The following is a 19,535-nucleotide window of genomic DNA, read 5'->3' on the forward strand; positions in this document are numbered from 1 at the left end:
CCGCACGGGTCGCCATGGCGCTAGGTCCACGCCTCGACCTGCGGCAGTCGCAGTCGCTGGTGATGACGCCGCAGTTGCGGCAGGCCATCAAGCTTCTGCAGTCCTCCAACGTCGAGGTTTCCGCCTTCGTCGAGGAGGAGCTGGAACGCAACCCGCTGCTCGAGCGCGACGAGCGCCCCGAGCCGCGCACCACGGCGGATGAGCGCGCACCGGAACCCGCCGCCCCCGAGCCCGCGGATGCGCACGCCGCCGCGACCTCCGACGCGCTGCCCGCCGAGGGTGCCGCGCCGCTCGATGCCGAATGGGACAACGTCTACGACCCCGACGGCGCGGCCGGGCTCGGCACCGGGATCGGGCGCGGCGGCCGCGGCGACTTCGAGGACGACCTCTCCGGCATCGAGGAGGTCGCCGATGCCCGGCTGACGCTGCGCGAGCATCTGGGCGAGCAGATCCGCCTGACCTTCCACGCGGCGCAGGAGCGGCTGATCGCGGCGCAGATGCTGGCGATGGTGGATGCCGCGGGCCGGCTGCCGGTGACCGATGCCGCGATCGCCACGGCCATGGGGTGCGAGGAGGCGCTGGTGGCCGGCGTCCGCCGGCGGCTGCAGCGGCTCGATCCGGTGGGCATGTTCGCGCAGAGCCTGCGCGAATGCCTCGCCGTGCAGCTGGCGGAGCTGAACCGGCTCGATCCCTGCATGGAGGCGCTGCTCGACAACCTGGACATGCTCGCGCGGCGCGACCTGCGCGGGCTGATGAAGGTCTGCGGGGTGGATTCGGAAGACCTCGCCGACATGATCACCGAGCTCAAGCGGCTGGATCCCAAGCCCGGCGCCAACTGGGACGCCGCGCCGCCGCCCATGGTGGTGCCGGACGTGCTGATGCGCCGCCTCGAGAACGGCGAGTGGAGCGTGGAGCTGAACCCGGAGACGCTGCCGCGGGTGCTGGTGAACCGCGGTTTCCACGCGCGCGCGGTGGTCGGCGCGAAGTCCAAGGACGACAAGGCCTTCCTGGCGGACCGGCTGCAGAGCGCGACCTGGCTGGTCAAGTCGCTCGAACAGCGGGCCAACACCATCCTGAAGGTGGCGGCCGAGATCGTGCGCCGGCAGGACGGCTTCTTCCGCCATGGCGTGGCGCATCTGCGCCCGCTGATCCTGCGCGACGTGGCGGAAGCCGTCTCCATGCATGAGAGCACCGTCAGCAGGGTGACCGCGAACAAGCACATCGCGACGCCGCGCGGGACCTTCGAGCTCAAGTATTTCTTCACCACCGCCATCGCCGGCACGTCCGGCAACGAGGCCCATTCCGCGGAAGCGATCCGTTTCCGCATCCGGGAGATGATCGCGCAGGAGCACCCGGACGACATCCTCTCGGACGACGCCATCGTCGAAAGGTTGCGGAAGGAAGGTGTGGACATCGCGCGGCGAACGGTGGCCAAATACCGGGAGGCGCTGCGTATTCCCTCATCGGTGCAGCGCAAGCGGGAGAAGGCCGTCCCGGCCTGACCGTGGGTGGCCCTCTCCGACCTCTGGAGCGGAGTTCACCCCACATGCACATCACTGTCGCGGGCAAGCAGGTCGAAACCGGCGAAGCGCTGCAGACCCATGTCCGCGAAGGCCTAGGCACCATCGCGCGAAAGTATTTCGACCACGCGTTGGAAGCCAACGTGACCTTCCGCCGCAACGGCAAGGGCCACGCCTTCGTCTGCGACATCAACCTCAAGGCCGGGCGCGACCTGTTCATGCGCGGCGAGGGCGAGGGCCCCGACGCGCACCGCGCCTTCGAGGAGGCGGCCGAACATGTTGCGAAGCGGCTGCGTCGCTACAGGCGCCGGGTGAACGACCATGCGCGCAGCATGGCCGCGGAGCGCGACCGTCCGCTAGGCGAGCCGGCGCGGCAGATGGTGCTGCGCCAGCCTGAGGAAGACATGGAGGATGCGGCCGAAACCGTGGTGGCGAACGGCCAGGATCATCCCGCGGTGATCGCGGAATCCGTCACCAGCATCGAGGAACTGACCGTCAGCGAGGCGGTGATGCGGCTCGACCTGCTGCAGGCGCCGGCGCTGATGTTCCGCAACCGCGCCTCGCGCGCGATGAACGTGGTGTTCCGCCGCGCCGACGGCCATGTCGGCTGGATCGACGCGAAGGCCGGCTGACGCCCTTCGCCTCCCCCGCTGCCGCGGGGGAGGCTTTCGGGCGCCCTGCCCCTATTCGACCTTCGCGCCCACCGCGCGCGCGATCTCCGTCCATTTCGTGATCTCGGCGCGCTGGAAGTCGGCCAGTTCCTCCGGCGTGGAGCCGACCGGCACCGTGCCCGCCGCGCGCATCCGCTGTTGGACATCCGCGTCTCGGACGGCGCCCACGAAGGCCGCGTTGAGCCGCTTCACCGTATCGGCTGGCGTCCGCGCGGGTGCGAAGATGCCGTGCCAGGCGGTGCCCACCACGCCGGGCAGCGTCTCCGCGATGGTCGGCAGGTCCGGCAGCACGGCGCTGCGCTCCGCGCCCGCCACCGCGATGCCGCGCAGCCGCCCCGCCTGCAGCAGCGGCAGGATGTTCGCGACATCGGCGATGGTCATGGAAATGTGGCCGGCCTGCAGATCCACCAGCATCGGCCCGCCGCCGCGATAGGGCACGTGCTCGATCTGCAGCCCGCCACCGGCGCGCTTCAGCATCTCCGTCAGCAGATGCGGCAGGCTGCCCGCGCCGGCCGTGCCGTAGTTCAGCTTGCCCGGCTCCGCCTTGGCCAGCGCCACCAGCTCGGCGACCGTGCGCGCCGGCACCGAGGGGTGCACGGCCAGCATGAACTCCACTTGCGCCGCCAGCGTCACTGGCGCGAAGTCGGCGACCGGATCGTACGGCATGCGGGTGTAGACCGCGGCGTTCAGCGCATGGGTGGCGATGTTGCCCCAGACCACCGTGCTGCCATCGGGCGCGCTGCGCGCCACCTGCTCGGATCCGAGCATGCCGCCTGCGCCGCCGCGGTTCTCCACCACCACGGCGCCGCCCAGCAGTTCCGCCACCTTCGGCTGCACGATCCGCGCGACCAGGTCCACCGACCCGCCCGGCGGAAACGGCGCCACGATCCGGAGCGCCGGTGCCTGTGCGAAGGCCCGCCGGGCGGCCAGCGACGCCGCGCCCGCAAGCAGAATGCGTCTTCCAACCCGCATGGCGCGTTCCTCCCTCCTGCCGTTGCCGGCAAGCCTAGGAGTGCGCGCGGCGTGGGGTCAATGAACCGCGACGGGCTCCATCTCGTGTTGCAGGATCGCAGCGGCCGCGAGCTGGCTGCTCGGCGCGGCGCCGATCGGCGTGCCGTCGGCCGCGTGGATCGAGAAGGCGCGGGCACCGTTCAGGACGACCGGCCGCACATAGGCCAGTTCCTCGAGCCCGAGGCGGGCGAAATCCTGCACGGAAAGGTTGCGCAGCGCCGCGGCGCTGATCTGGATGCGGCCCGTCTCGGCGCCGCCGTCATGCTCGTTCATGGTGCACTCCTTCCGGCACGTCCCCGAGAGGCCCGTGCCCGTGTTGCGAGGGTGTCGTCGGTCACCCCTCCTTGACGCGGCCGTCCGTCATCGGCTCGGCCAGGCCCCCCACGACGGGGCGCTGCGCGCCGTTTCCGCGGGTGGCGATCTGGATCGTCTTGACCCGCGCCTCCGGCAGGGGGCGACGCAGGTCCACATGCAGCAGGCCGTTGTCCAGCCAGGCCCCTTCCACCTCGATGCCCTCGGCCAGCACGAAGGCGCGCTGGAACTGGCGGGCGGCGATGCCGCGATGGAGGAAGACGCGGCCTTCCGTGTCCTCCTTCTGGCGGCCGCGGATCACCAACTGGTTGTCTTCCTGCGTGATCTGCAGGTCGTCCATCGAGAAGCCCGCGACGGCGAGCGTGATGCGCAGCCGCGTGTCGCCGGTCTGCTCGATGTTGTAGGGCGGGTAGCCGTCGGCGTTCTTCTGCACCCGGTCGAGCATCTGCTCGAGATGGTCGAAGCCGAGGAAAAGCGGCGAACCGAACAGCGAGGGACGCGACATCCTGGGTTCCCCTGGCCTCCCCCATCCCCGCCGGCGTTGGCCGGCCTGGATGTGCTGGGCAAGGCATCCGAAATGCAGGACCCGAAGCGCCCTGCGATGCAGGATTTTGGCCCTGTCTCATGCCGTTGCAAGGGGGGTGGCGGGGGGCTAGGTCTGGCGTCCTGCGGACCCCAGCGATGACCGAAGCCGAGCTCCTCCCCATCCTCTACGTCCCCGACCCGCGGCTGCGCGCCAAGGCGAAGCCGGTCGAGCCGGGCGATCCGCGCGTGCCCGCCCTGGCGGAGCGCATGCTGGCCACGATGTACAAGGCGCCCGGCATCGGGCTTGCCGGCCCGCAGGTGGGCGAGATGCTGCGCCTCGTGGTCATCGACCTCCGGCCCGAGGAGACGCCGCAGCCGATCGTGCTGATCAATCCGGAGATCGTGGCCGAGAGCAAGGAGCTGGCAACGCGGGAGGAAGGCTGCCTGTCCCTCCCCGGCCAGTTCGCCGATGTCACGCGTCCCGCCCGGGTGAAGGCGCGCTGGACGGACCTGACCGGCGCGCGGCAGGAGATGGAGGCGGAGGGCCTGATGGCCGCCTGCCTGCAGCACGAGATCGACCACCTCGATGGCGTGCTGTTCGTCGACCACATCTCCGCGCTGAAGCGGAACATGCTGCTGCGCAAGCTGGCCAAGGAACTGAAGTCCAAAGCCAGGGAGTAGGGATCTTCCAATGCCCTCAGACGCCGGGCGGCCGCGTCCGCGGCCTTGGCTGCACCGCACGAGCGGCGGGCCGGGTTCGCGGCCTCGGCCGCCTGCGGCGGCCGCCTGATGCGCCTCGCTTTCATGGGCAGCCCGGACTTCGCGGTGCCGGCGCTGCGCGCTCTGCACGGGGCGGGGCATGAGATCGCCTGCGTCTATGCGCAGCCGGCACGCCCCGCCGGTCGTGGCCAGAAGGAGACCCCCTGCCCCGTCCATCGCGCGGCGCTGGAACTCGGGCTGCCGGTCCGCACCCCGGCGCGGGTGAAGCGAGACACGGCGGAACACGCGGCCTTCGCGGCGCTCGATCTCGATGCCGCGGTGGTCGCCGCCTATGGGCTGATCCTGCCCAAGGCGATGCTCGATGCGCCGCGGCGCGGTTGCCTCAACATCCATGCCTCGCTGCTGCCGCGCTGGCGTGGGGCGGGGCCGATCCAGGCGGCGATCCTCGCCGGCGATGCCGAGACGGGCATCACCATCATGCGGATGGAAGAAGGCCTCGACACCGGCCCGATGCTGTTGCGCGCCGCGGTGCCGATCGGGCCCCGCGCCACGACGCCCGAGATCCACGATGCGCTGGCCTCACTCGGCGCGACGCTCATCCTGCGTGCGCTGGCCGAAGACCCGGCCGCAACGCCGCAGCCGGAGCAGGGCGTCACCTATGCGCCGAAGATCGCGAAGGAGGACGGCCGCCTCGACTGGACGCAGCCCGCGGCGGCGCTGGACCGGCGGGTGCGGGCGCTGAACCCCTGGCCCGGCTGCTTCTTCGCGCATGGCGACGAGACCATCCGCGTGCTGGCCGCGGAGCCCGCCGAGGGCGCTGGCGCACCGGGAACGGTGCTGGATGCCGCGCCGACCGTCGCCTGCGGCGAGGGCGCGCTGCGCCTGCTGCGGCTCCAGCGCGCGGGACGCGCCGCAATGGACGCCGAGGCCTTCCTGCGCGGCTACGCGCTGAGGCCCGGCGAATTGCTGGGCTGAGATGCCCCGCTACGCCCTCAGGCTGGAATTCTGCGGCACCGGCTTCGTCGGCTGGCAGCGCCAGGCGGATGGGCTCTCGCTGCAGCAGGTGATCGAGGAGGCGGCGGCGCCGCTGAACCGCGGCGAGCCACCGCTCGCCACGGCCGCCGGCCGCACCGACGCCGGCGTGCATGCCGAGGCGATGGTGGTGGACCTGATGCTCGCCGCCGAGCTGCCGCCCGAGCGCGTGCGGGAGGCGATCAACGCCCGCACCGCGCCGCATCCCGTCGTCGCGCTTGCCGCCGCGCGCGTCGCCAATGACTGGTCGGCCCGCTTCGCCTGCACCGGCCGCGCCTATCGCTACCGCGTCATGAACCGCAGCGCGCGCCCGGCGCTGGAAGCCGGACGGCTCTGGCACGTGAAGCGGCGCCTGGATGCCGAGGCGATGCACGCGTCGGCGCAGCGTCTGCTGGGAAGGCACGACTTCTCCGCCTTCCGTGCCGCCGCCTGCCAGGCGAAGTCGCCGCTGCGCACGCTGGACCGGCTCGAGGTCAGCCGCCTCGGCGAGGAGGTGGTCATCGTCGCGGAGGCGCGCAGCTTCCTGCACCATCAGGTCCGCAACCTGGTGGGCACGCTGGTGGAGGTCGGCGCCGGCAAGCGCGGCGTGGACTGGCCGCGGCAGCTGCTGGACGGGCGGGACAGGACCAAGGCCGGCCAGACCGCGCCGGCCGAGGGGCTCGTCTTCGTCGCCGCCCGCTACGATCCCGAGCCGGAGTGGGTGTGATGCAGGATCACCGCCACGACATCCTCGAAGCCGCCTTCCCCGGGGAATCCGGGCGGTTCTTCCTCTCGATGCGCATCGGCGGCACGCCCGACCTCGCGGATTACGGCGCCGCGCTGATTCTCGACGGCACAAAGACCGCGACCTCGTCGCCCTTCTCCGACTATCCAGATGGCCGCATCCCATTCGCCGGCGCACTTTCTGTACTTCTCGACGGGCGCGAAAGACCGGTCGGCATCGTCGAGACGACCGGCGTCGAGACCGTGCGGTTCCGTGACGTCACGGAGGCGATGGCGCGTGCCTACGGAGAGGGTGAGCGGACTCTGGCGTGGTGGCGGCGCGAGATCGGCGCCTGGTACCGCGACAAGGCCGACCACGAGGGCTGGCGCTTCTCGGAACACGACGCGATCCTCTGGGAGTGGATCAACGTTGCGCGCCGGCTTCAGCCCGGCGGCGCCACCCCGTAGCGCGCCGCCAGCTTCGCCAGTGCCGGCGGCACGGAGGGATGCAGCGCCACACCCTCCGCCAGCGCCTTCGCGCGCCGCGCCATCGCCGCATCGCCCGGCATGCGCGGCGTCATGCCAGGGCGCGGCGGGTTGTTGCGTACCGCCTGCGCCATCCAGCCGCCTTCCGCCATGAAGGCCTCCGCCCCGCCGAATTTCGCCGGGTCAAGCACCAGCACCAGAACGCTCGCGCCCCAGTCGGTGCGGCCTTCCACGCGGCCATGGCCAGCGAGCCCGCTGGTCAGCGCCTCAACGAGCAGGCCGAGGGCCCAGCCCTTGTGCCCGGCCTCCATCCCACCCAGCGGCAGCAGCGTGCCAGCCGGGTCGGTGAAGAAGGCGTTGGGGTCGTCGGTCGCGTTGCCAGCCGCATCAAGCAGCCACTGGCCCGGGAAGCGCGTGCCCTCGGCGCGGCGGCGGCCGGTCATGCCATTGGTCGTGATGGACATGGAGACGTCGAGGATCACCGGCCCCTCGGGCGTCGGCCAGGCGGCGGCGAGCGGGTTGGGCGTGATCACCCGCCGCGTGCCGCCCCAGGGCGCGACGGACGCGGTGGAGGGATCGGAGCAGGTCAGCACCAGCATCCGCCCGCGCTCCACCACCGGCGGCGCATAGGCGGCGAGGCAGCCGATATGGCCGCTGCGCGCGATCGCGACGGCACCGATGCCGAATCCCTCCGCCGCCTCGTCCGCCGCGGCGATCGCGCGGCGCACCAGCCAGGGCCCGGGCAGCTTGCGACCGTCCCAGCTCCGCACAACCGGCGTGGCCGAGATCGTCTCGGGCTCGCCCTCCGCCCGCATCTCCCCGGCGGCAAGGCTGTCCAGATAGGGCGTGAGCAGCGCGAGGCCGTGGGTGTCGTGGCCCATCAGGTCGCCCTCGACCAGCACCTCCGCGACGTCGCGCGCCTTGTCGGCGGGCAAGCCCGCGACGCGGCAGCATTCGGTCGCGAAGCGCAGCAGCGCATCGGCGGCAAAGGCCATGCCCGTCATCCTTCGGAGAGCGTGCGGATCAACCCGCCCAGGAACAGGCCGAGCACGAGGTCGAGCGCCACGATGATCGCCGCCCGGCCGCCTTCCACGCCCAGCGCGCGCCGCGCCACGAACCACTCCAGCCACACCGCGTAGGCGAGCCCGACCAGGGTCAGCACCTGCGAGAGCGCATCCGGCAGCCCCAGCGCACCCGGCAGCATCAGCGCCAGCAGCACGAGATACTGGACGATGTTGGTCCAGTTCCAGGCCGAGATGAAGCGCGGCCACTCGCCGTTGCGTCCCCAGGCGCGCGCGATGCCGAGCGAGAGCAGCGCGAAGGCCGTCCAGGCGATGCTGTAGCCGATCAGCTCGGCCAGCAGCCCCCGCAGCAGCCCGCCTTCCGGCGCGCCGATCCCGGCCCAGGCGAAGACCCGGATCGCGAGGAAGGCCGGCAGGCAGAGCAGCGCCGCGACGAAGGAGCGCCAAGCGCCCTCCGGCGTGTCCTCCATCAGGGCGAAGCCCTCGCTGCGGCCTCGGCCGAGCAGGAAGGCGCCGGCGAGGCCCGAGACGATCACCTCGCGCATCGGCGGCTGCTGCGTTCCGCTCAGGTCAGGAACTCCTCGAGGATCGCCCGATAGGCGCCGGCCAGCCGACGGAGTTCCTCCACCGGCGCGCGCTCATCCACCTGGTGCGGCGTTTCGCCCACCGCCCCGAACTCCGCCACCGGGCAGTAGCGCGCGATGAAGCGCGCATCGGAGGTGCCGCCGCCCGTGTCGAGCTTCGGCGTCACGCCGGTGGCGCGCGCGATGGCGCGCGACAGGCCGTCCACGAAGGGGCCCGGCTCGGTCAGAAAACTCTCGCCGGAGCATTCGGTGCGCATCGTGTAGCGGGCGCCGCTGGCTTTGAAGGCGGCGTGCAGGCGTTCGGTGAGATGCGCGCTGGTGTGGTGGTCGTTGAAGCGGATGTTGAGCATCGCCTGGGCCGTGGCCGGGATGACGTTGCTCGTCCGGTTGCCCACGTCGAAGCCCGTGACCTGCAGGGTCGAGGGCGGGAAATGCGCGCTGCCGTTGTCGAGCGGCGCCGACAGCAGCGGCCCGAGTGCCGCGACCATGCGATGGATCGGGTTGTCGGCGCCGGCCGGATAGGCGCTGTGGCCCTGGATGCCGTCCACCGTGACCCAGGCGTTCAGGCTGCCGCGACGGCCGATCTTGATCGTGTCGCCGAGCGCGTGGCGGCTGGTCGGCTCGCCGACGAGGGCCATGTCCGGGATCTGGCCATTGGCCTGCATCCATTCGAGGACCTTGGCCGTCCCGTCCACCGACCGGGCCTCCTCGTCGCCCGTGATCAGCAGCGAGACCGAGCCCTTGTGCGCGGGGTTCGCGGCGAGGAAGTCGGCCAGGCCGGCAAGGAAGGCGGCGATGCCGCCCTTCATGTCGCAGGCGCCGCGGCCGTAGAGCACGCCATCGCGGATGGTCGCCGAGAACGGGTCGTCGCGCCAGGCGGCGACGTCGCCGGGCGGCACGACATCGGTGTGGCCGGCGTAGCAGAAATGCGGCCCCTCGGTGCCGCGGCGCGCGAAGAGGTTGTCCACGCGGTAGTCGTCGGGGCCGTAGACGAGGCGCGTGCAGGCGAAGCCCAGCGGCTCGAGGAAGCGCTGCACAACGTCCAGCGCGCCGTCATCGGCGGGCGTGACGGAGCGGCAGCGGATCAGCGCCTGGGCGACGGGAACGGGGTCGGCGGTCATGGCGCGTGGCCGCATCGCGCGGCACGCGACCCCCCACCCGGCAGCGCTCCGCGCCGCCACCCTCCCCCGCAAGCGGGAGAGGGAGTGTCAGCATGCCCTGCTCCCTCTCCCGCGAAGCGGGGGAGGGTCGGGGTGGGGGTTCTCACGCGCTAATCCCTCAGCAGCTCGTTGATGCTCGTCTTCGACCGCGTCTGCTCATCCACCCTCTTCACGATTACCGCGCAGTAGAGGCTCGGCCCCGGCGAGCCGTCCGGCAGAGGCTTGCCCGGCAGCGCGCCCGGCACCACCACCGAATAGGCCGGCACGCGGCCGTAGATCACCTCGCCGGTCGCGCGGTCCACGATCTTGGTGGAGGCGCCGATGTAGACGCCCATCGAGAGCACCGCACCGCGCTCGACGATCACGCCTTCCACCACCTCGGACCGGGCGCCGATGAAGCAGTCGTCCTCGATCACCACCGGGTTCGCCTGCAGCGGCTCCAGCACGCCGCCGATGCCGACGCCGCCCGAGAGATGCACGTTGCGGCCGATCTGCGCGCAGGAGCCGACTGTCGCCCAGGTGTCCACCATGGTGCCGGAATCGACATAGGCGCCGAGGTTCACGAAGCTCGGCATCAGGATCACGTTCGGCGCGATGTAGGCGGAGCGGCGCACCACGGCGCCGGGCACCGCGCGGAAGCCGGCGGCCTTGAAGCGGTTCTCGCCCCAGCCCTCGAACTTCAGCGGCACCTTGTCGTAGGCGCCGGCGGCGGTGTCCATCACCGTGCTGTCGGAGAGGCGGAAGCTGATCAGCACGGCCTGCTTCAGCCACTGGTTCACCTTCCAGCCACCCTTGCCGTCGGGCTCGGCCACCCGGGCGCCGCCGGAATCGAGCAGCGCCAGCGCTTCCTCCACGCAGGCACGGTCTGGGCCGGTGGTCTGCGCGTTGAGCGTGTCGCGGCGGGCCCAGAGCGCCTCAATGCGCGCCTGCAGGGCGGTCTTGTCCATGGTGATCGTGGTCCTGGGCTGATGGGCAGGCCGCGAGGTTTGGAAGAGGGGCGATGCGCTGTCAACGCGGTGACCCGCGGCAGCGTCAACCAGCGGTTCAGCGCCGTGCCGCATTGTGGGCGCCATGACCGCCGGACCCGCCGATCCCCTCGCCGCCGCGCTGCTGGAGAGCCGCGCGCGCTGGCGTGACCTCGCGCTGCTGGCGGCCGACCTGCTGTTCGAGACCGACGCCGAGGGCCGCCTGACCTTCCTCGCCCCGGAGGAGGTGCTCGGCCACGCCGCCGAGGCGCTGCTCGGCCATTCCATGCGCCGCCTGCTGGATGCGGAGGACGGCCCCGATCCATTCGATCCCGCGGCCCCGCCGCGCGGCCTGCGCGCGTGGTTCCGCACCGCGGTGGGCGAGGCGGCCTGCCTGGAGGTGACGGCGCTCGCGCTCGATACGGGCGGGCTGCGCGGCGTCGCCCGTGACGTCACGACGGAGGAACGCGACGGGCTCGCCACGGCGCGCATGCTGCGCCGCGCGACCGCGATCGCAAGGCTGCTCGGCCTCGCTGGGCGCGGCCGCGCCACGGAGGGCGCGGCCGGTCCGGCGCTCGCGACGCTGCTGGAAGGGCTTTGCCAGGCGCTCGGCTTCCGCGCCGCCGCGCTGCTGCCGGCGGCGCCGGAGGGCGCGGCGCCGCTGGCGCAGGCCGGCACTGCAAGCGGCGCCTCCGACAGCCTCGCCCTCGGCCAGGGGCTGGCACTTCGCGTCTGGCGCGCGACGCCCCCGGATGCGGAAGAGAGGGAGCTTCTGGCGGCGCTGGCCCCCGCCCTGGCCGGGCTGCAGGCGGAGGCCGCACGCCAGGCGGAACTGGCCGCCGCGGCGCGGACCGATCCGCTCACCGGACTGCTGAACCGCCGCGGCTTTGCCGAGGCGCTGGAGCATGGCAGGGCGCGCCAGCCGGCCGGCGTGATCGCCTATCTCGACATGGACGGGCTGAAGCGGGTGAACGATCGGCACGGCCATGCCGCGGGGGACGCCGCGATCCGCGCGCTCGCCGGACGGCTGTCGGCGATGGCCGGAGCGGGCGAGCTTGCCGCGCGGCTGGGCGGCGACGAGTTCGCCCTCTGGCTGCCCGGTGCGACGCCTGGGGATGCGCTGGAACGGTGTGCGTCGCTCGGCGCGCCGGGGCCGCTGCCCGGCTTCCCGGAAGCCGGCACTGCGGCGGTGGCGGCCAGCATCGGCGTCGCCGAAGTGGCACCCGGCGACAGCGCGGAGGCGCTGATCGCGCGGGCCGATGCCGCGATGTATCACCGCAAGCGCGAAAGGCGCGCCGCATGAGCCACGCCGCGCTGCGCGAGCGACAGGGCAGCGTCGCCGCACGCACCGCCCTTGCGGCGGATGACCGCACCTCGCCCGAGCTGCTCACCTTCCTGGCCGCCGATCCCGCGCCCGAGGTGCGCGCCGCCGTCGCGGCCAATGCCGCGACGCCGCCCCAGGCCGGGCTGCTGCTGGCCGAGGATGCCGAGACGGAAGTGCGGGAGGCTCTGGCGCGCCGCATCGGCCGGCTCGCGCCGGGGCTGACCGCCGCAGCGCAGGACCGGCTCGCGCGCATGACCGGCGCCATCCTCGGGCGACTGGTGGAGGACGCCGCGGTCGCGGTGCGCGCCGCGCTGTCCGATGCCGTCGCCGGCCTGCCCGACGCGCCGCGCGACCTGATCCTGCGCCTGGCGCGCGACACCGCCCTGCCGGTGGCCGAGCCCGTCCTGCGGCTCTCGCCCCTGCTGACGGAAGAGGACCTGCTGGCGCTGGTCTCGGCCCCGCCGGCGGCCTTCACCCGCCGCCTGGTCGCCGCCCGACCGCGCCTGACGGAGCCGGTGACGGAAGCGCTGGCGGGCACCACCGATGCGCCGGCGATTGCGGCGCTGCTGGCGAACCCCTCGGCCGCGATCCGGGAAGCCACGCTGGACCGCTTGGCGGCCGGCTCGGCCGGGCAGGATTCGTGGCAGGCGGCGCTGGTGCGCCGGCCGCGTCTGCCGGCCAGGGCGGCGCGGGCGCTGGGGGAAATCCTGGCCGCCCATCTGCTGCAGGCCCTGGCAAGCCGCCCCGACCTGCCCGAAGGGCTCGCCGAGACGTTGCGGCCGCGAATAGAGGCCCACCTGGCCGAGTCCGCGGCCAGCCAGGGCGCCGCGCGGGAGGCGGCGCGCAGCGGCGACCGGGCGGCGCTCTCGGCGCTTCTCGCCGCTGCGACCGGCTTCGGCGAGGGGCGCGTCGAGGCCGCGCTGGCGTTGCGCAGCCCACGCGCCATCGCGGCGTTGTGCTGGCGCGCGGGCTGGACCGCGGAACTCGCGGAGGAGGTGCAGTCGGCGCTCGGCGTGCCGCGCCCGCGCGTGCTCCGGGCGAACGTGGAGGGCAGCTGGACCCTCTCCCCGGCCGAGCTCCAATGGCAGATCGAGTTGCTGGAGGAACTGCCGGCATAGCCAATGAACCCGCCCCCGCTTCGCCTGCGGGCCGGTCTTGGCTAGGCTGCGGGCCCGGAAGCAGGATACGCAATGGCGGACGAGGACTGGACGATCCCGGAGGAGCTGCGGCCCGATCCGGCCGACTATGCCTATGACCTCGGGACGGCGCTGGGTTCGGTGGTGGCCCTGAAGTCGCGCGTGCCTGCCGATGCCTTCTCGGCCCGCACGCTCGGGACCGAGCGCGAGGGCAGCGGCGTGGTGATCCGCGAGGACGGGCTGGTGCTGACCATCGGCTACCTGGTGAGCGAGTCCGAGAGCATCTGGATCACCACCGCCGCCGGCCGCGTCGTGCCGGGCCATGCGCTGGCCTATGACTTCGAGACCGGCTTCGGCCTGGTGCAGGCGCTCGGCCGGCTGGAGGCGCCGGCGATGCCGCTCGGCCCCGCGCAGACGCCGGAGGCCGGGGTGCAGACCGTGCTCGCCGCCGCGGCCGGCGAGGACGAGGCGGGCGCGATCGCCTGCTCCATCGTCGCAAAGGAGCCCTTTGCCGGCTACTGGGAATACCTGCTGGAGGAGGCGCTGTTCACGGCACCGGCGCATCCCTCCTGGGGCGGCGCGGCGCTGATCGGGCCGGACGGCAAGCTGCTCGGCATCGGGTCGCTGGTGCTGCAGCATCGCGACAAGCGCGGCCGGCGGATGGACCTCAACATGTGCGTCCCCGTCGCCCTGCTGCATCCGATCCTGGACGACCTGCTGAGCTATGGCCGCGTGAACAAGCCGGCGCGGCCGTGGCTCGGCGTCTATGCCGCCGACCAGGAGGAAGGCGTGGTGGTGGCCTCGGTCGCCAGCAAGGGGCCGGCGGAGCGTGCGGGGCTGCGCGCGGGCGACAGGATCCTCTCGATCGAGGGGCATGAGGCGACGGATCTCGCCGGGCTGTGGCGCAGCCTGTGGTCCTGCGGGAATGCGGGCGTGAAGGTGACGCTCTCGGCCGAGCGCGACGGGCGCCGCATCGACCTCGCGGTCGCGAGCGCAGACCGCGCGAGCTTCCTGAAGGCGCCGCGGCTGCATTGAAGACGCTGTTCCACTGCCACATCGCCGTCTCGCTGGACGGCAGGATCGCCCGGGCGGATGGCGCGGTGGATTGGCTGGAGATGGCCGGACCGCCGGAGGAGTTCGGCTTCGCGGCCTTCTATGCCGAGGTCGACGCCATCCTGATGGGCCGCGGCACCTACGAGGCCGTGCGGCGGATGGGCGCATGGCCGTATCCGGAAAAGCCGGTCTTCGTGGTGACGCATCGCGACCTGCCCGACAGGCCGCCGGGCGTGGAACCACTTGCCGGCGCGGTGACGACTATCGCGGCAGCGCTCGAGGCGCGCGGCCATCGCCGCGTCTGGGTGGAAGGCGGCGGCGACCTGCTGCGGCAGATGCTCGCGGCGGGACGGCTCGACGTGCTGGAGATGGCGGTGCTGCCCATCGTGCTCGGCGAGGGCATCGCGCTGTTTCCCGAGGGCACGCCGGAGGCGCGCTTCGCACTGCGAAGCTGCACGCCGCGCAGCGGCGGCGCGCTGCACGTGATCTACGACCGGCTTTCGTAGGCCGAAGGCGAGAAGACCGCCGGCGGTCCCTTCCCTCCGCGCAGCGCCTCCGCGATCAGCTCCGCGATCACCGGCGCGAGTGTCCATCCGTTGAAGGTGACGGCGTGGAACAGGCCCGGCACGCGCTGATCGGCGCCGAGGATCGGGCCGGGGATCAGCACGTTCAGCCCGGTCCAGGCGCGGATCACATGCAGCCCTTCGATCGCCGGCAGCACGCTGCGCGCCACCCAGAGATTGCCCTCGATGCTGGCGCGCAGGTTGCGCGGGCGGCCCGCCGCGTCGAGCTCGCCCGGCCAGGCGCCGCCGAGGATCAGATGTCCGGCATCACCCTGCTTGAGGCTGAGATGGCGCGACCCGTGGAGCACCAGCGGGCGCAGCAGTTCCGCCCCCGCTGCCTCGGTCGCGATCACCTGCTGCACCGTGGCGCGCACCGGGATCGGCGCGCCGAGTCGCGCGGCGATCTGCCCGGCCCAGGGGCCGGCGGCGTTCACCACGCGCGCGGCGCGGATCACGCCCTCCGGGGTTTCCGCGCGGAAGACGCTGCCCTCGCGCGAGAGCGCGGTGACGGGCGTCGCGCCACGGATCTCGGCGCCCGCCTCGCGCGCCAGGCGCAGCAGCGCGGAGAGGCCGCGCAGCGGGTCCATCTGGCCTTCCTCCGCGCAGAAGGCCGCACCCGCGAAGCCGGGTGCGAGCCAGGGCGCGGCGGCGTAGAGCTCGTTGGCGCCGAGCAGCGAGGAGATCACGCCGAAATCGCGCTCCATCGCGACCTTGTCGGCGAGCGCGCGAAGCTGCGCCTCGGTTTCCGCCAGCATCAGCCCGCCCTCGGTGCGGATCGCCAGCGCCTCGCCCGACTCGCGCGCGATGTCGCGCCACAGCGCGACGGAGCGTGGCCCCAAGGTGAGGATCTGCGCCGCGGCGCTTTCCGGCCCTTCCGCCGCGCCGGCGCTGTCGTAGGCATGCAGCTGCACATGCAGGCTGCCGGCATTCGCGGTGGAAGCGCCCTGCCCCGGCTCGCCGCGATCGAGCGCGACGACATGCAGGCCCTCGCGCGCCGCGGCGCGGGCGATGGCGAGGCCGAGCACGCCAGCACCGATGACGAGGAGGTCGCAGGCGGTCTCGGAGCGTGCGCGGCCCCCACCCCGACCCTCCCCCGCATCGCGGGGGAGGGAGACGGCTTCGAAGGATGGCGCCTCGGTCCATTCCGGCTTTTCCATCGCCAGCGCCAGCGCGGGGATGGGCTTCACCGGCGCGCGCGGCGCGGCCCAGTCGGGCTCGGTCCCGGCGCCCGCGATGCGCGCGACCGTCGCGGCGCACATCCGCCCCTGGCATCGGCCCATGCCGGCGCGCGTCGCCTTCTTGAGCGACCCGAGCGAACACGCGCCCTGCGCCATCGCCGCGCGCAGCGCGCCCGCGCTCACTTCCTCGCAGCGGCAGACGACGGTGTCGTCGGCAAGACGCGACGCGTCGAAGCCCGGCACCTCGAACAGGCGCCAGAGCGCCGCCTGGAACGCCTCGGCGCGCGCGAGCGCCGTGCGGCTCGCGGCGTCGTCCGGCACCGCGCGGCCGAGATCGCGTGCCGCGGCGAGCCCCGCGAGGCGACCGCGCGCCAGCGCGATGCGGGCGCCGCCGATCTGCGCCCCGTCGCCGATGGCGAGCACCTGCGCGAGGCTGGTTCGGCCATCCGGCCCGGTGATCGTTTCCAATCGGCCGAGCCCGCTGTCGGTGAAGCGATGCGCGCAGCCGAGCGCACGCGCCAGCCCCGTCTCCGGCTGGAAGCCGAGATTGAGCGCGACGGCCTGCGCCGTGACCGCGCGCGGGCCGCCCGGCGCTTCGGCATGCAGCGTCAGCCCGTCCGTGGCCGGCTCGACCCGCTCCGGCATCGCGCCCCAGATCACCTTCACGCCGGCGCGGCGCAAAACGGCGAGATAGCGCACGCCATCCCAGGCGAGGTCCGGCGCACGCGCGGCCAGCGTGACGGCCTCGCGCCAGGCGCGGAAGCCGGGCTTCGGCGCGGCCTCCAGCACGGCCGCGACCTCGACGCCGCCTTCCACCAATTCGCAGGCGAGCTGCAGGTTCAGCGGGCCGTTGCCCGCCACCACCACGCGGCGCCCCGGCGAGACGCGGTTGGCGCGCGCGAGGGTCTGCAAGGCGCCCGTCGTCATCACGCCGGGCAGCGTCCAGCCAGGGATCGGCACGGGCCGCTCATGCGCGCCGGGCGCGAGCACGAGGCGGCGCGGCCGCGCCACCATGTTCCGGCCGCCGACCAGCACGCCGAGCTCATCCGGCGCGAAGGCGCCCCACACCGTCGCCCCGTGCTGGAAGACGACGCCCGCCGCCTCGGCACGCGCGCGCAGCGCCGCGGCCTGGCGGAACTGGCGATCCGGTGCGGCATGCGCGTGGCTTGCCGCGAGCGGCTTCAGATACTGCCCGCCCGCTGCGTCGCGCTCGTCGAGCAGCACAACGGAACATCCCGCCTCGGCCGCGGCGATGGCGGCGGATAGACCGGCCGGTCCCGCGCCGACCACGAGCACGTCGGGCGCAATCTCGGCGGCCTGCGATGCCGGTTCCGGCGCGAGCGGCGCGGGCGCTGCGGGCGGAGCGCTCTCCACCACCATCCCCGGCGCAACCTTCGCGAGGCAGGCGCGCTGGTTGGCGCGGCCGTCGATGGTGACAAGGCAGTCGAAGCAGGCACCCATGCCGCACCACAATCCGCGTGGCGCGCCGCTCGCGGTGTGGCGGTAGGCAAGGATTCCGGCAGCGGACAGCGCGGCTGCCACGGTTTCGCCGGGCAGCGCGGAAAGCGGGCGACAGTCGAAGGTGATGCCCACCGCTTCGGCAGACGGCGTGATGTGCGGATGGATCAATCGCATCGCAGGGGGGTTGTCGTACCGGTCGAATGGCGGTCGGATGTTCGCACGACACGTCCCGGCACGACAGGGAGCCCCGGACCATGGCCCCAAGGGCATCACGTGAGCCTTTCCGCGGCTGCTACACCGTGCTCATCACGCCCTTCACCGAAGGCGGCGCGGCGGTGGACATCAAGGCGCTGGAGCGCCTCGTGGAGTTCCAGATCCGCGAGGGCATACGCGGCCTGATCCCGCTCGGCTCGACCGGCGAGTTCCTCTCGGTCTCGCCTGAGGAACGCACGGCCATCGTCGAGACGGTGGTGCGCACCGCCGCGGGCCGCGTGCCCGTGCTGGTCGGCACCGGCGCCGAGGACACGCGGGAGGTGGTGCGCACCAGCAGGGAAGCCGAGGCGCTCGGCGCCGACGGCGTGATGATCATCCCGCCCTTCTATTCGGTGCCGACGCTGGCCGAGCTGATCCACCACTACGACACGGTGGCGAAGGCCATCGGCATCCCGATCATGGTCTACAACAACCCGGCGACGGCCAATGTGGACATGACGCCGGAAATGCTGGCCGAGATCAGCCGCATCCCGAACTGCCGCTACGTGAAGGAGAGCACGCTGGAAGTCACCCGCGTGCGCGACATCGTGGCGCTCTGCGGCGACAGGATGGAGGTCTTCGCCGGCGTGCTGGGCTACGAAAGCGCATGGCTCGGCGCGATCGGCTGGGTGGCGGTGTGCTCCAACCTCGCGCCGAAGCTCTCGACGGAGATGTTCCACGCGGCGGCGTTCGACAAGGACATGGACAGGGCGCTGGCGCTGTATCGGCGCCTTGCGCCGCTGCTGCCCTGGGTGGGCGGGCCGCGCTACGTCTCGGGCACCAAGGCCGGGTTCCGGCTGATGGGCATGGACATGGGCAATCCGCGTCCGCCGCGCCTGCCACTGCCGGGTGCGGACATGCCGCGGCTTGCCGCGGTTCTGCAGACCATGGGCCTGCTGGCCGAAGGCGCCAGGCAGGCGGCCTAGGAACCCCGCAAGGGACAGGGAGAGAGCAACATGCGTCGTCTGATTCTGGCCGCCGTCGCGGCGGTGATCGCAACGCCCGCCTTCGCGCAGGCCCCTCAGAACTGCACGCCGCGCGTGCCGGCGGGCGAGCTGGTGAAGCCCGGCACGCTGGTGATGTCCACGAACCCCACCCTGCCGCCGCTGCAGTTCGTCAACGCGCAGGGCCAGCTGCAGGGGATGCGCATCGAACTCGGCAACGAGATCGCGCGGCGGCTCTGCCTGACGCCGGAATACGTGCGCATCGAGTTCAGTGCGATGATCCCGGGCCTCGCCGCGCGCCGGTGGGACATGATCAACACCGGCATCTTCTACACCGAGGAACGCGCGCGGATGATGCAGATGATCCGCTACGAGAACAACGCGGTGGCGATCAGCGCGGCGCGCGGCAACCCGAAGAGCATCCGCACCGAGGACGACCTGGCCGGCAAGACCGTGGGCGTCGAGCTCGGCGGCTTCGAGGAGCGGAGCCTGCGCGCCATCAGCCAGCGCCTGACCCAGGCGGGCAAGCCCGCGATCAACATCCGCACCTTCGACAACTTCGCCGTCGCCTTCCAGGCGCTGCGCGCGGGCCAGGTGGATGCGGTGACAAGCATCGACGCGGTCGCCGCGGAATATGACCGGCGCGGCGAATTCCCGCGCGTGCTGCACGGGCTGAACGCGACGCCGGCGGCGCTCGCCTTCCGCTCGCGCAAGCTGGCGGAGGAGACCTCCTGGGCGCTGCAGCAGATGCTGGCCGATGGCAGCCTGGAGCGGCTGTTCGACCAGTATGGCGTCGGTATCGCCGACCGCGCCTTCGCCATCGTCGGGCCGCAGTGAAGAACGGGAACGGGCGGCCTGCGCATCTCGCGCAGGCCGATGCCGCGAATGCCGCCCCCGCCCGGCATGCCGACGGC

General features: G+C 72.8%; 20 protein-coding genes. 12 read left to right on the forward strand and 8 right to left on the reverse strand.

What is annotated here, in order from left to right:
* The first annotated feature begins 14 nt into the window (after positions 1-14).
* On the forward strand, positions 15-1,502 hold the full coding sequence (rpoN, locus tag DFH01_RS15020; RefSeq protein ID WP_109871255.1) for an RNA polymerase factor sigma-54: 1,488 nt from the start codon (positions 15-17) through the stop codon (positions 1,500-1,502).
* 44 nt (positions 1,503-1,546) lie between these two features.
* Positions 1,547-2,152, forward strand: coding sequence for a ribosome hibernation-promoting factor, HPF/YfiA family (gene hpf, locus DFH01_RS15025; protein ID WP_109871256.1), 606 nt, complete (start codon positions 1,547-1,549; stop codon positions 2,150-2,152).
* A 51-nt stretch (positions 2,153-2,203) separates the two neighbouring features.
* Here hpf and DFH01_RS15030 read toward each other — a convergent pair whose 3' ends face one another.
* The 3 genes from DFH01_RS15030 to DFH01_RS15040 form a co-directional block, all read right to left on the reverse strand.
* Positions 2,204-3,076, reverse strand: coding sequence for a Bug family tripartite tricarboxylate transporter substrate binding protein (locus DFH01_RS15030; RefSeq protein WP_158287770.1), 873 nt, complete (start codon positions 3,074-3,076; stop codon positions 2,204-2,206).
* 144 nt (positions 3,077-3,220) lie between these two features.
* Positions 3,221-3,475, reverse strand: a complete 255-nt coding sequence (locus tag DFH01_RS15035) for a DUF1150 family protein (protein ID WP_109871258.1) — start codon at positions 3,473-3,475, stop codon at positions 3,221-3,223.
* 61 nt (positions 3,476-3,536) lie between these two features.
* Positions 3,537-4,019, reverse strand: a complete 483-nt coding sequence (locus DFH01_RS15040) for an Hsp20 family protein (RefSeq protein WP_109871259.1) — start codon at positions 4,017-4,019, stop codon at positions 3,537-3,539.
* 176 nt (positions 4,020-4,195) lie between these two features.
* Between DFH01_RS15040 and def the strand changes: the two genes are divergently transcribed.
* The 4 genes from def (at position 4,196) to DFH01_RS15060 (ending at position 6,961) form a co-directional block, all read left to right on the forward strand.
* Entirely contained in the window at positions 4,196-4,720 is a 525-nt protein-coding gene (def, locus tag DFH01_RS15045) for a peptide deformylase (RefSeq protein WP_109871260.1), read from the forward strand.
* 108 nt (positions 4,721-4,828) lie between these two features.
* The gene (gene fmt, locus DFH01_RS15050; protein ID WP_109871648.1) at positions 4,829-5,734 is read left to right on the forward strand and encodes a methionyl-tRNA formyltransferase; all 906 of its coding nucleotides are present in this window, start codon (positions 4,829-4,831) and stop codon (positions 5,732-5,734) included.
* 1 nt (position 5,735) lies between these two features.
* Positions 5,736-6,497 (forward strand): tRNA pseudouridine(38-40) synthase TruA, encoded by a 762-nt coding sequence (gene truA / locus DFH01_RS15055; protein WP_109871261.1) that lies wholly within the window; start codon positions 5,736-5,738, stop codon positions 6,495-6,497.
* Positions 6,497-6,961 (forward strand): ASCH domain-containing protein, encoded by a 465-nt coding sequence (locus DFH01_RS15060; RefSeq protein WP_109871262.1) that lies wholly within the window; start codon positions 6,497-6,499, stop codon positions 6,959-6,961. The genes truA and DFH01_RS15060 overlap by 1 nt, the downstream gene beginning before the upstream one ends.
* Here DFH01_RS15060 and DFH01_RS15065 read toward each other — a convergent pair.
* From DFH01_RS15065 to dapD, 4 genes are all read right to left on the reverse strand, one after another.
* Positions 6,937-7,974: an Ldh family oxidoreductase gene (locus DFH01_RS15065; RefSeq protein WP_109871263.1), complete on the reverse strand. Its 1,038-nt coding sequence runs from the start codon at positions 7,972-7,974 to the stop codon at positions 6,937-6,939. The two genes, DFH01_RS15060 and DFH01_RS15065, sit on opposite strands and share 25 nt — an antisense overlap.
* Before the next feature lie 5 nt (positions 7,975-7,979).
* Positions 7,980-8,546, reverse strand: coding sequence for a YIP1 family protein (locus DFH01_RS15070; protein WP_109871264.1), 567 nt, complete (start codon positions 8,544-8,546; stop codon positions 7,980-7,982).
* 20 nt (positions 8,547-8,566) lie between these two features.
* Positions 8,567-9,706, reverse strand: coding sequence for a succinyl-diaminopimelate desuccinylase (gene dapE, locus DFH01_RS15075; RefSeq protein ID WP_109871649.1), 1,140 nt, complete (start codon positions 9,704-9,706; stop codon positions 8,567-8,569).
* Between the two features lie 149 nt (positions 9,707-9,855).
* Positions 9,856-10,692: a 2,3,4,5-tetrahydropyridine-2,6-dicarboxylate N-succinyltransferase gene (gene dapD / locus DFH01_RS15080; protein WP_109871265.1), complete on the reverse strand. Its 837-nt coding sequence runs from the start codon at positions 10,690-10,692 to the stop codon at positions 9,856-9,858.
* 124 nt (positions 10,693-10,816) lie between these two features.
* On the opposite strand from dapD, the gene DFH01_RS15085 reads away from it, so the two are divergent.
* The 4 genes from DFH01_RS15085 to DFH01_RS15100 all read left to right on the forward strand — a co-directional run bounded on the left by DFH01_RS15085 (position 10,817) and on the right by DFH01_RS15100 (position 14,729).
* On the forward strand, positions 10,817-12,013 hold the full coding sequence (locus DFH01_RS15085; protein ID WP_109871266.1) for a GGDEF domain-containing protein: 1,197 nt from the start codon (positions 10,817-10,819) through the stop codon (positions 12,011-12,013).
* On the forward strand, positions 12,010-13,152 hold the full coding sequence (locus DFH01_RS15090; RefSeq protein WP_109871267.1) for a DUF2336 domain-containing protein: 1,143 nt from the start codon (positions 12,010-12,012) through the stop codon (positions 13,150-13,152). Before DFH01_RS15085 ends, DFH01_RS15090 begins: the two co-directional genes overlap by 4 nt.
* 72 nt (positions 13,153-13,224) lie before the next feature.
* Positions 13,225-14,205, forward strand: a complete 981-nt coding sequence (locus DFH01_RS15095) for a S1C family serine protease (protein ID WP_109871268.1) — start codon at positions 13,225-13,227, stop codon at positions 14,203-14,205.
* Entirely contained in the window at positions 14,202-14,729 is a 528-nt protein-coding gene (locus DFH01_RS15100; protein ID WP_109871269.1) for a dihydrofolate reductase family protein, read from the forward strand. The genes DFH01_RS15095 and DFH01_RS15100 overlap by 4 nt, the downstream gene beginning before the upstream one ends.
* Here the strand turns inward: DFH01_RS15100 and DFH01_RS15105 are convergent.
* Entirely contained in the window at positions 14,711-17,599 is a 2,889-nt protein-coding gene (locus tag DFH01_RS15105) for an FAD-dependent oxidoreductase (RefSeq protein ID WP_109871270.1), read from the reverse strand. The two genes, DFH01_RS15100 and DFH01_RS15105, sit on opposite strands and share 19 nt — an antisense overlap.
* 80 nt (positions 17,600-17,679) lie before the next feature.
* On the opposite strand from DFH01_RS15105, the gene DFH01_RS15110 reads away from it, so the two are divergent.
* Positions 17,680-18,603, forward strand: coding sequence for a dihydrodipicolinate synthase family protein (locus tag DFH01_RS15110; protein WP_109871271.1), 924 nt, complete (start codon positions 17,680-17,682; stop codon positions 18,601-18,603).
* 30 nt (positions 18,604-18,633) lie between these two features.
* A complete protein-coding gene (locus DFH01_RS15115) occupies positions 18,634-19,458 on the forward strand; it encodes an ABC transporter substrate-binding protein (RefSeq protein ID WP_109871272.1) in 825 nt (274 codons plus the stop codon).
* Positions 19,459-19,535 lie beyond the last annotated feature (77 nt).

Origin of the sequence: Falsiroseomonas bella, assembly GCF_003173615.1 — a bacterium.
GTDB classification, from domain to species: Bacteria; Pseudomonadota; Alphaproteobacteria; order Acetobacterales; family Acetobacteraceae; genus Falsiroseomonas; species Falsiroseomonas bella.

What these genes read in the sequence shown, in the direction of transcription:
- rpoN (WP_109871255.1), top strand. Translation starts at nt 15, where the DNA reads ATGGCGCTAGGTCCACGCCTCGACCTGCGGCAGTCGCAGTCGCTGGTG.
- hpf (WP_109871256.1), top strand. Translation starts at nt 1,547, where the DNA reads ATGCACATCACTGTCGCGGGCAAGCAGGTCGAAACCGGCGAAGCGCTG.
- DFH01_RS15035 (WP_109871258.1), bottom strand. Translation starts at nt 3,475, where the DNA reads ATGAACGAGCATGACGGCGGCGCCGAGACGGGCCGCATCCAGATCAGC.
- DFH01_RS15040 (WP_109871259.1), bottom strand. Translation starts at nt 4,019, where the DNA reads ATGTCGCGTCCCTCGCTGTTCGGTTCGCCGCTTTTCCTCGGCTTCGAC.
- def (WP_109871260.1), top strand. Translation starts at nt 4,196, where the DNA reads ATGACCGAAGCCGAGCTCCTCCCCATCCTCTACGTCCCCGACCCGCGG.
- fmt (WP_109871648.1), top strand. Translation starts at nt 4,829, where the DNA reads ATGCGCCTCGCTTTCATGGGCAGCCCGGACTTCGCGGTGCCGGCGCTG.
- truA (WP_109871261.1), top strand. Translation starts at nt 5,736, where the DNA reads ATGCCCCGCTACGCCCTCAGGCTGGAATTCTGCGGCACCGGCTTCGTC.
- DFH01_RS15060 (WP_109871262.1), top strand. Translation starts at nt 6,497, where the DNA reads ATGCAGGATCACCGCCACGACATCCTCGAAGCCGCCTTCCCCGGGGAA.
- DFH01_RS15065 (WP_109871263.1), bottom strand. Translation starts at nt 7,974, where the DNA reads ATGGCCTTTGCCGCCGATGCGCTGCTGCGCTTCGCGACCGAATGCTGC.
- DFH01_RS15070 (WP_109871264.1), bottom strand. Translation starts at nt 8,546, where the DNA reads ATGCGCGAGGTGATCGTCTCGGGCCTCGCCGGCGCCTTCCTGCTCGGC.
- dapE (WP_109871649.1), bottom strand. Translation starts at nt 9,706, where the DNA reads ATGACCGCCGACCCCGTTCCCGTCGCCCAGGCGCTGATCCGCTGCCGC.
- dapD (WP_109871265.1), bottom strand. Translation starts at nt 10,692, where the DNA reads ATGGACAAGACCGCCCTGCAGGCGCGCATTGAGGCGCTCTGGGCCCGC.
- DFH01_RS15085 (WP_109871266.1), top strand. Translation starts at nt 10,817, where the DNA reads ATGACCGCCGGACCCGCCGATCCCCTCGCCGCCGCGCTGCTGGAGAGC.
- DFH01_RS15090 (WP_109871267.1), top strand. Translation starts at nt 12,010, where the DNA reads ATGAGCCACGCCGCGCTGCGCGAGCGACAGGGCAGCGTCGCCGCACGC.
- DFH01_RS15095 (WP_109871268.1), top strand. Translation starts at nt 13,225, where the DNA reads ATGGCGGACGAGGACTGGACGATCCCGGAGGAGCTGCGGCCCGATCCG.
- DFH01_RS15105 (WP_109871270.1), bottom strand. Translation starts at nt 17,599, where the DNA reads ATGCGATTGATCCATCCGCACATCACGCCGTCTGCCGAAGCGGTGGGC.
- DFH01_RS15110 (WP_109871271.1), top strand. Translation starts at nt 17,680, where the DNA reads ATGGCCCCAAGGGCATCACGTGAGCCTTTCCGCGGCTGCTACACCGTG.
- DFH01_RS15115 (WP_109871272.1), top strand. Translation starts at nt 18,634, where the DNA reads ATGCGTCGTCTGATTCTGGCCGCCGTCGCGGCGGTGATCGCAACGCCC.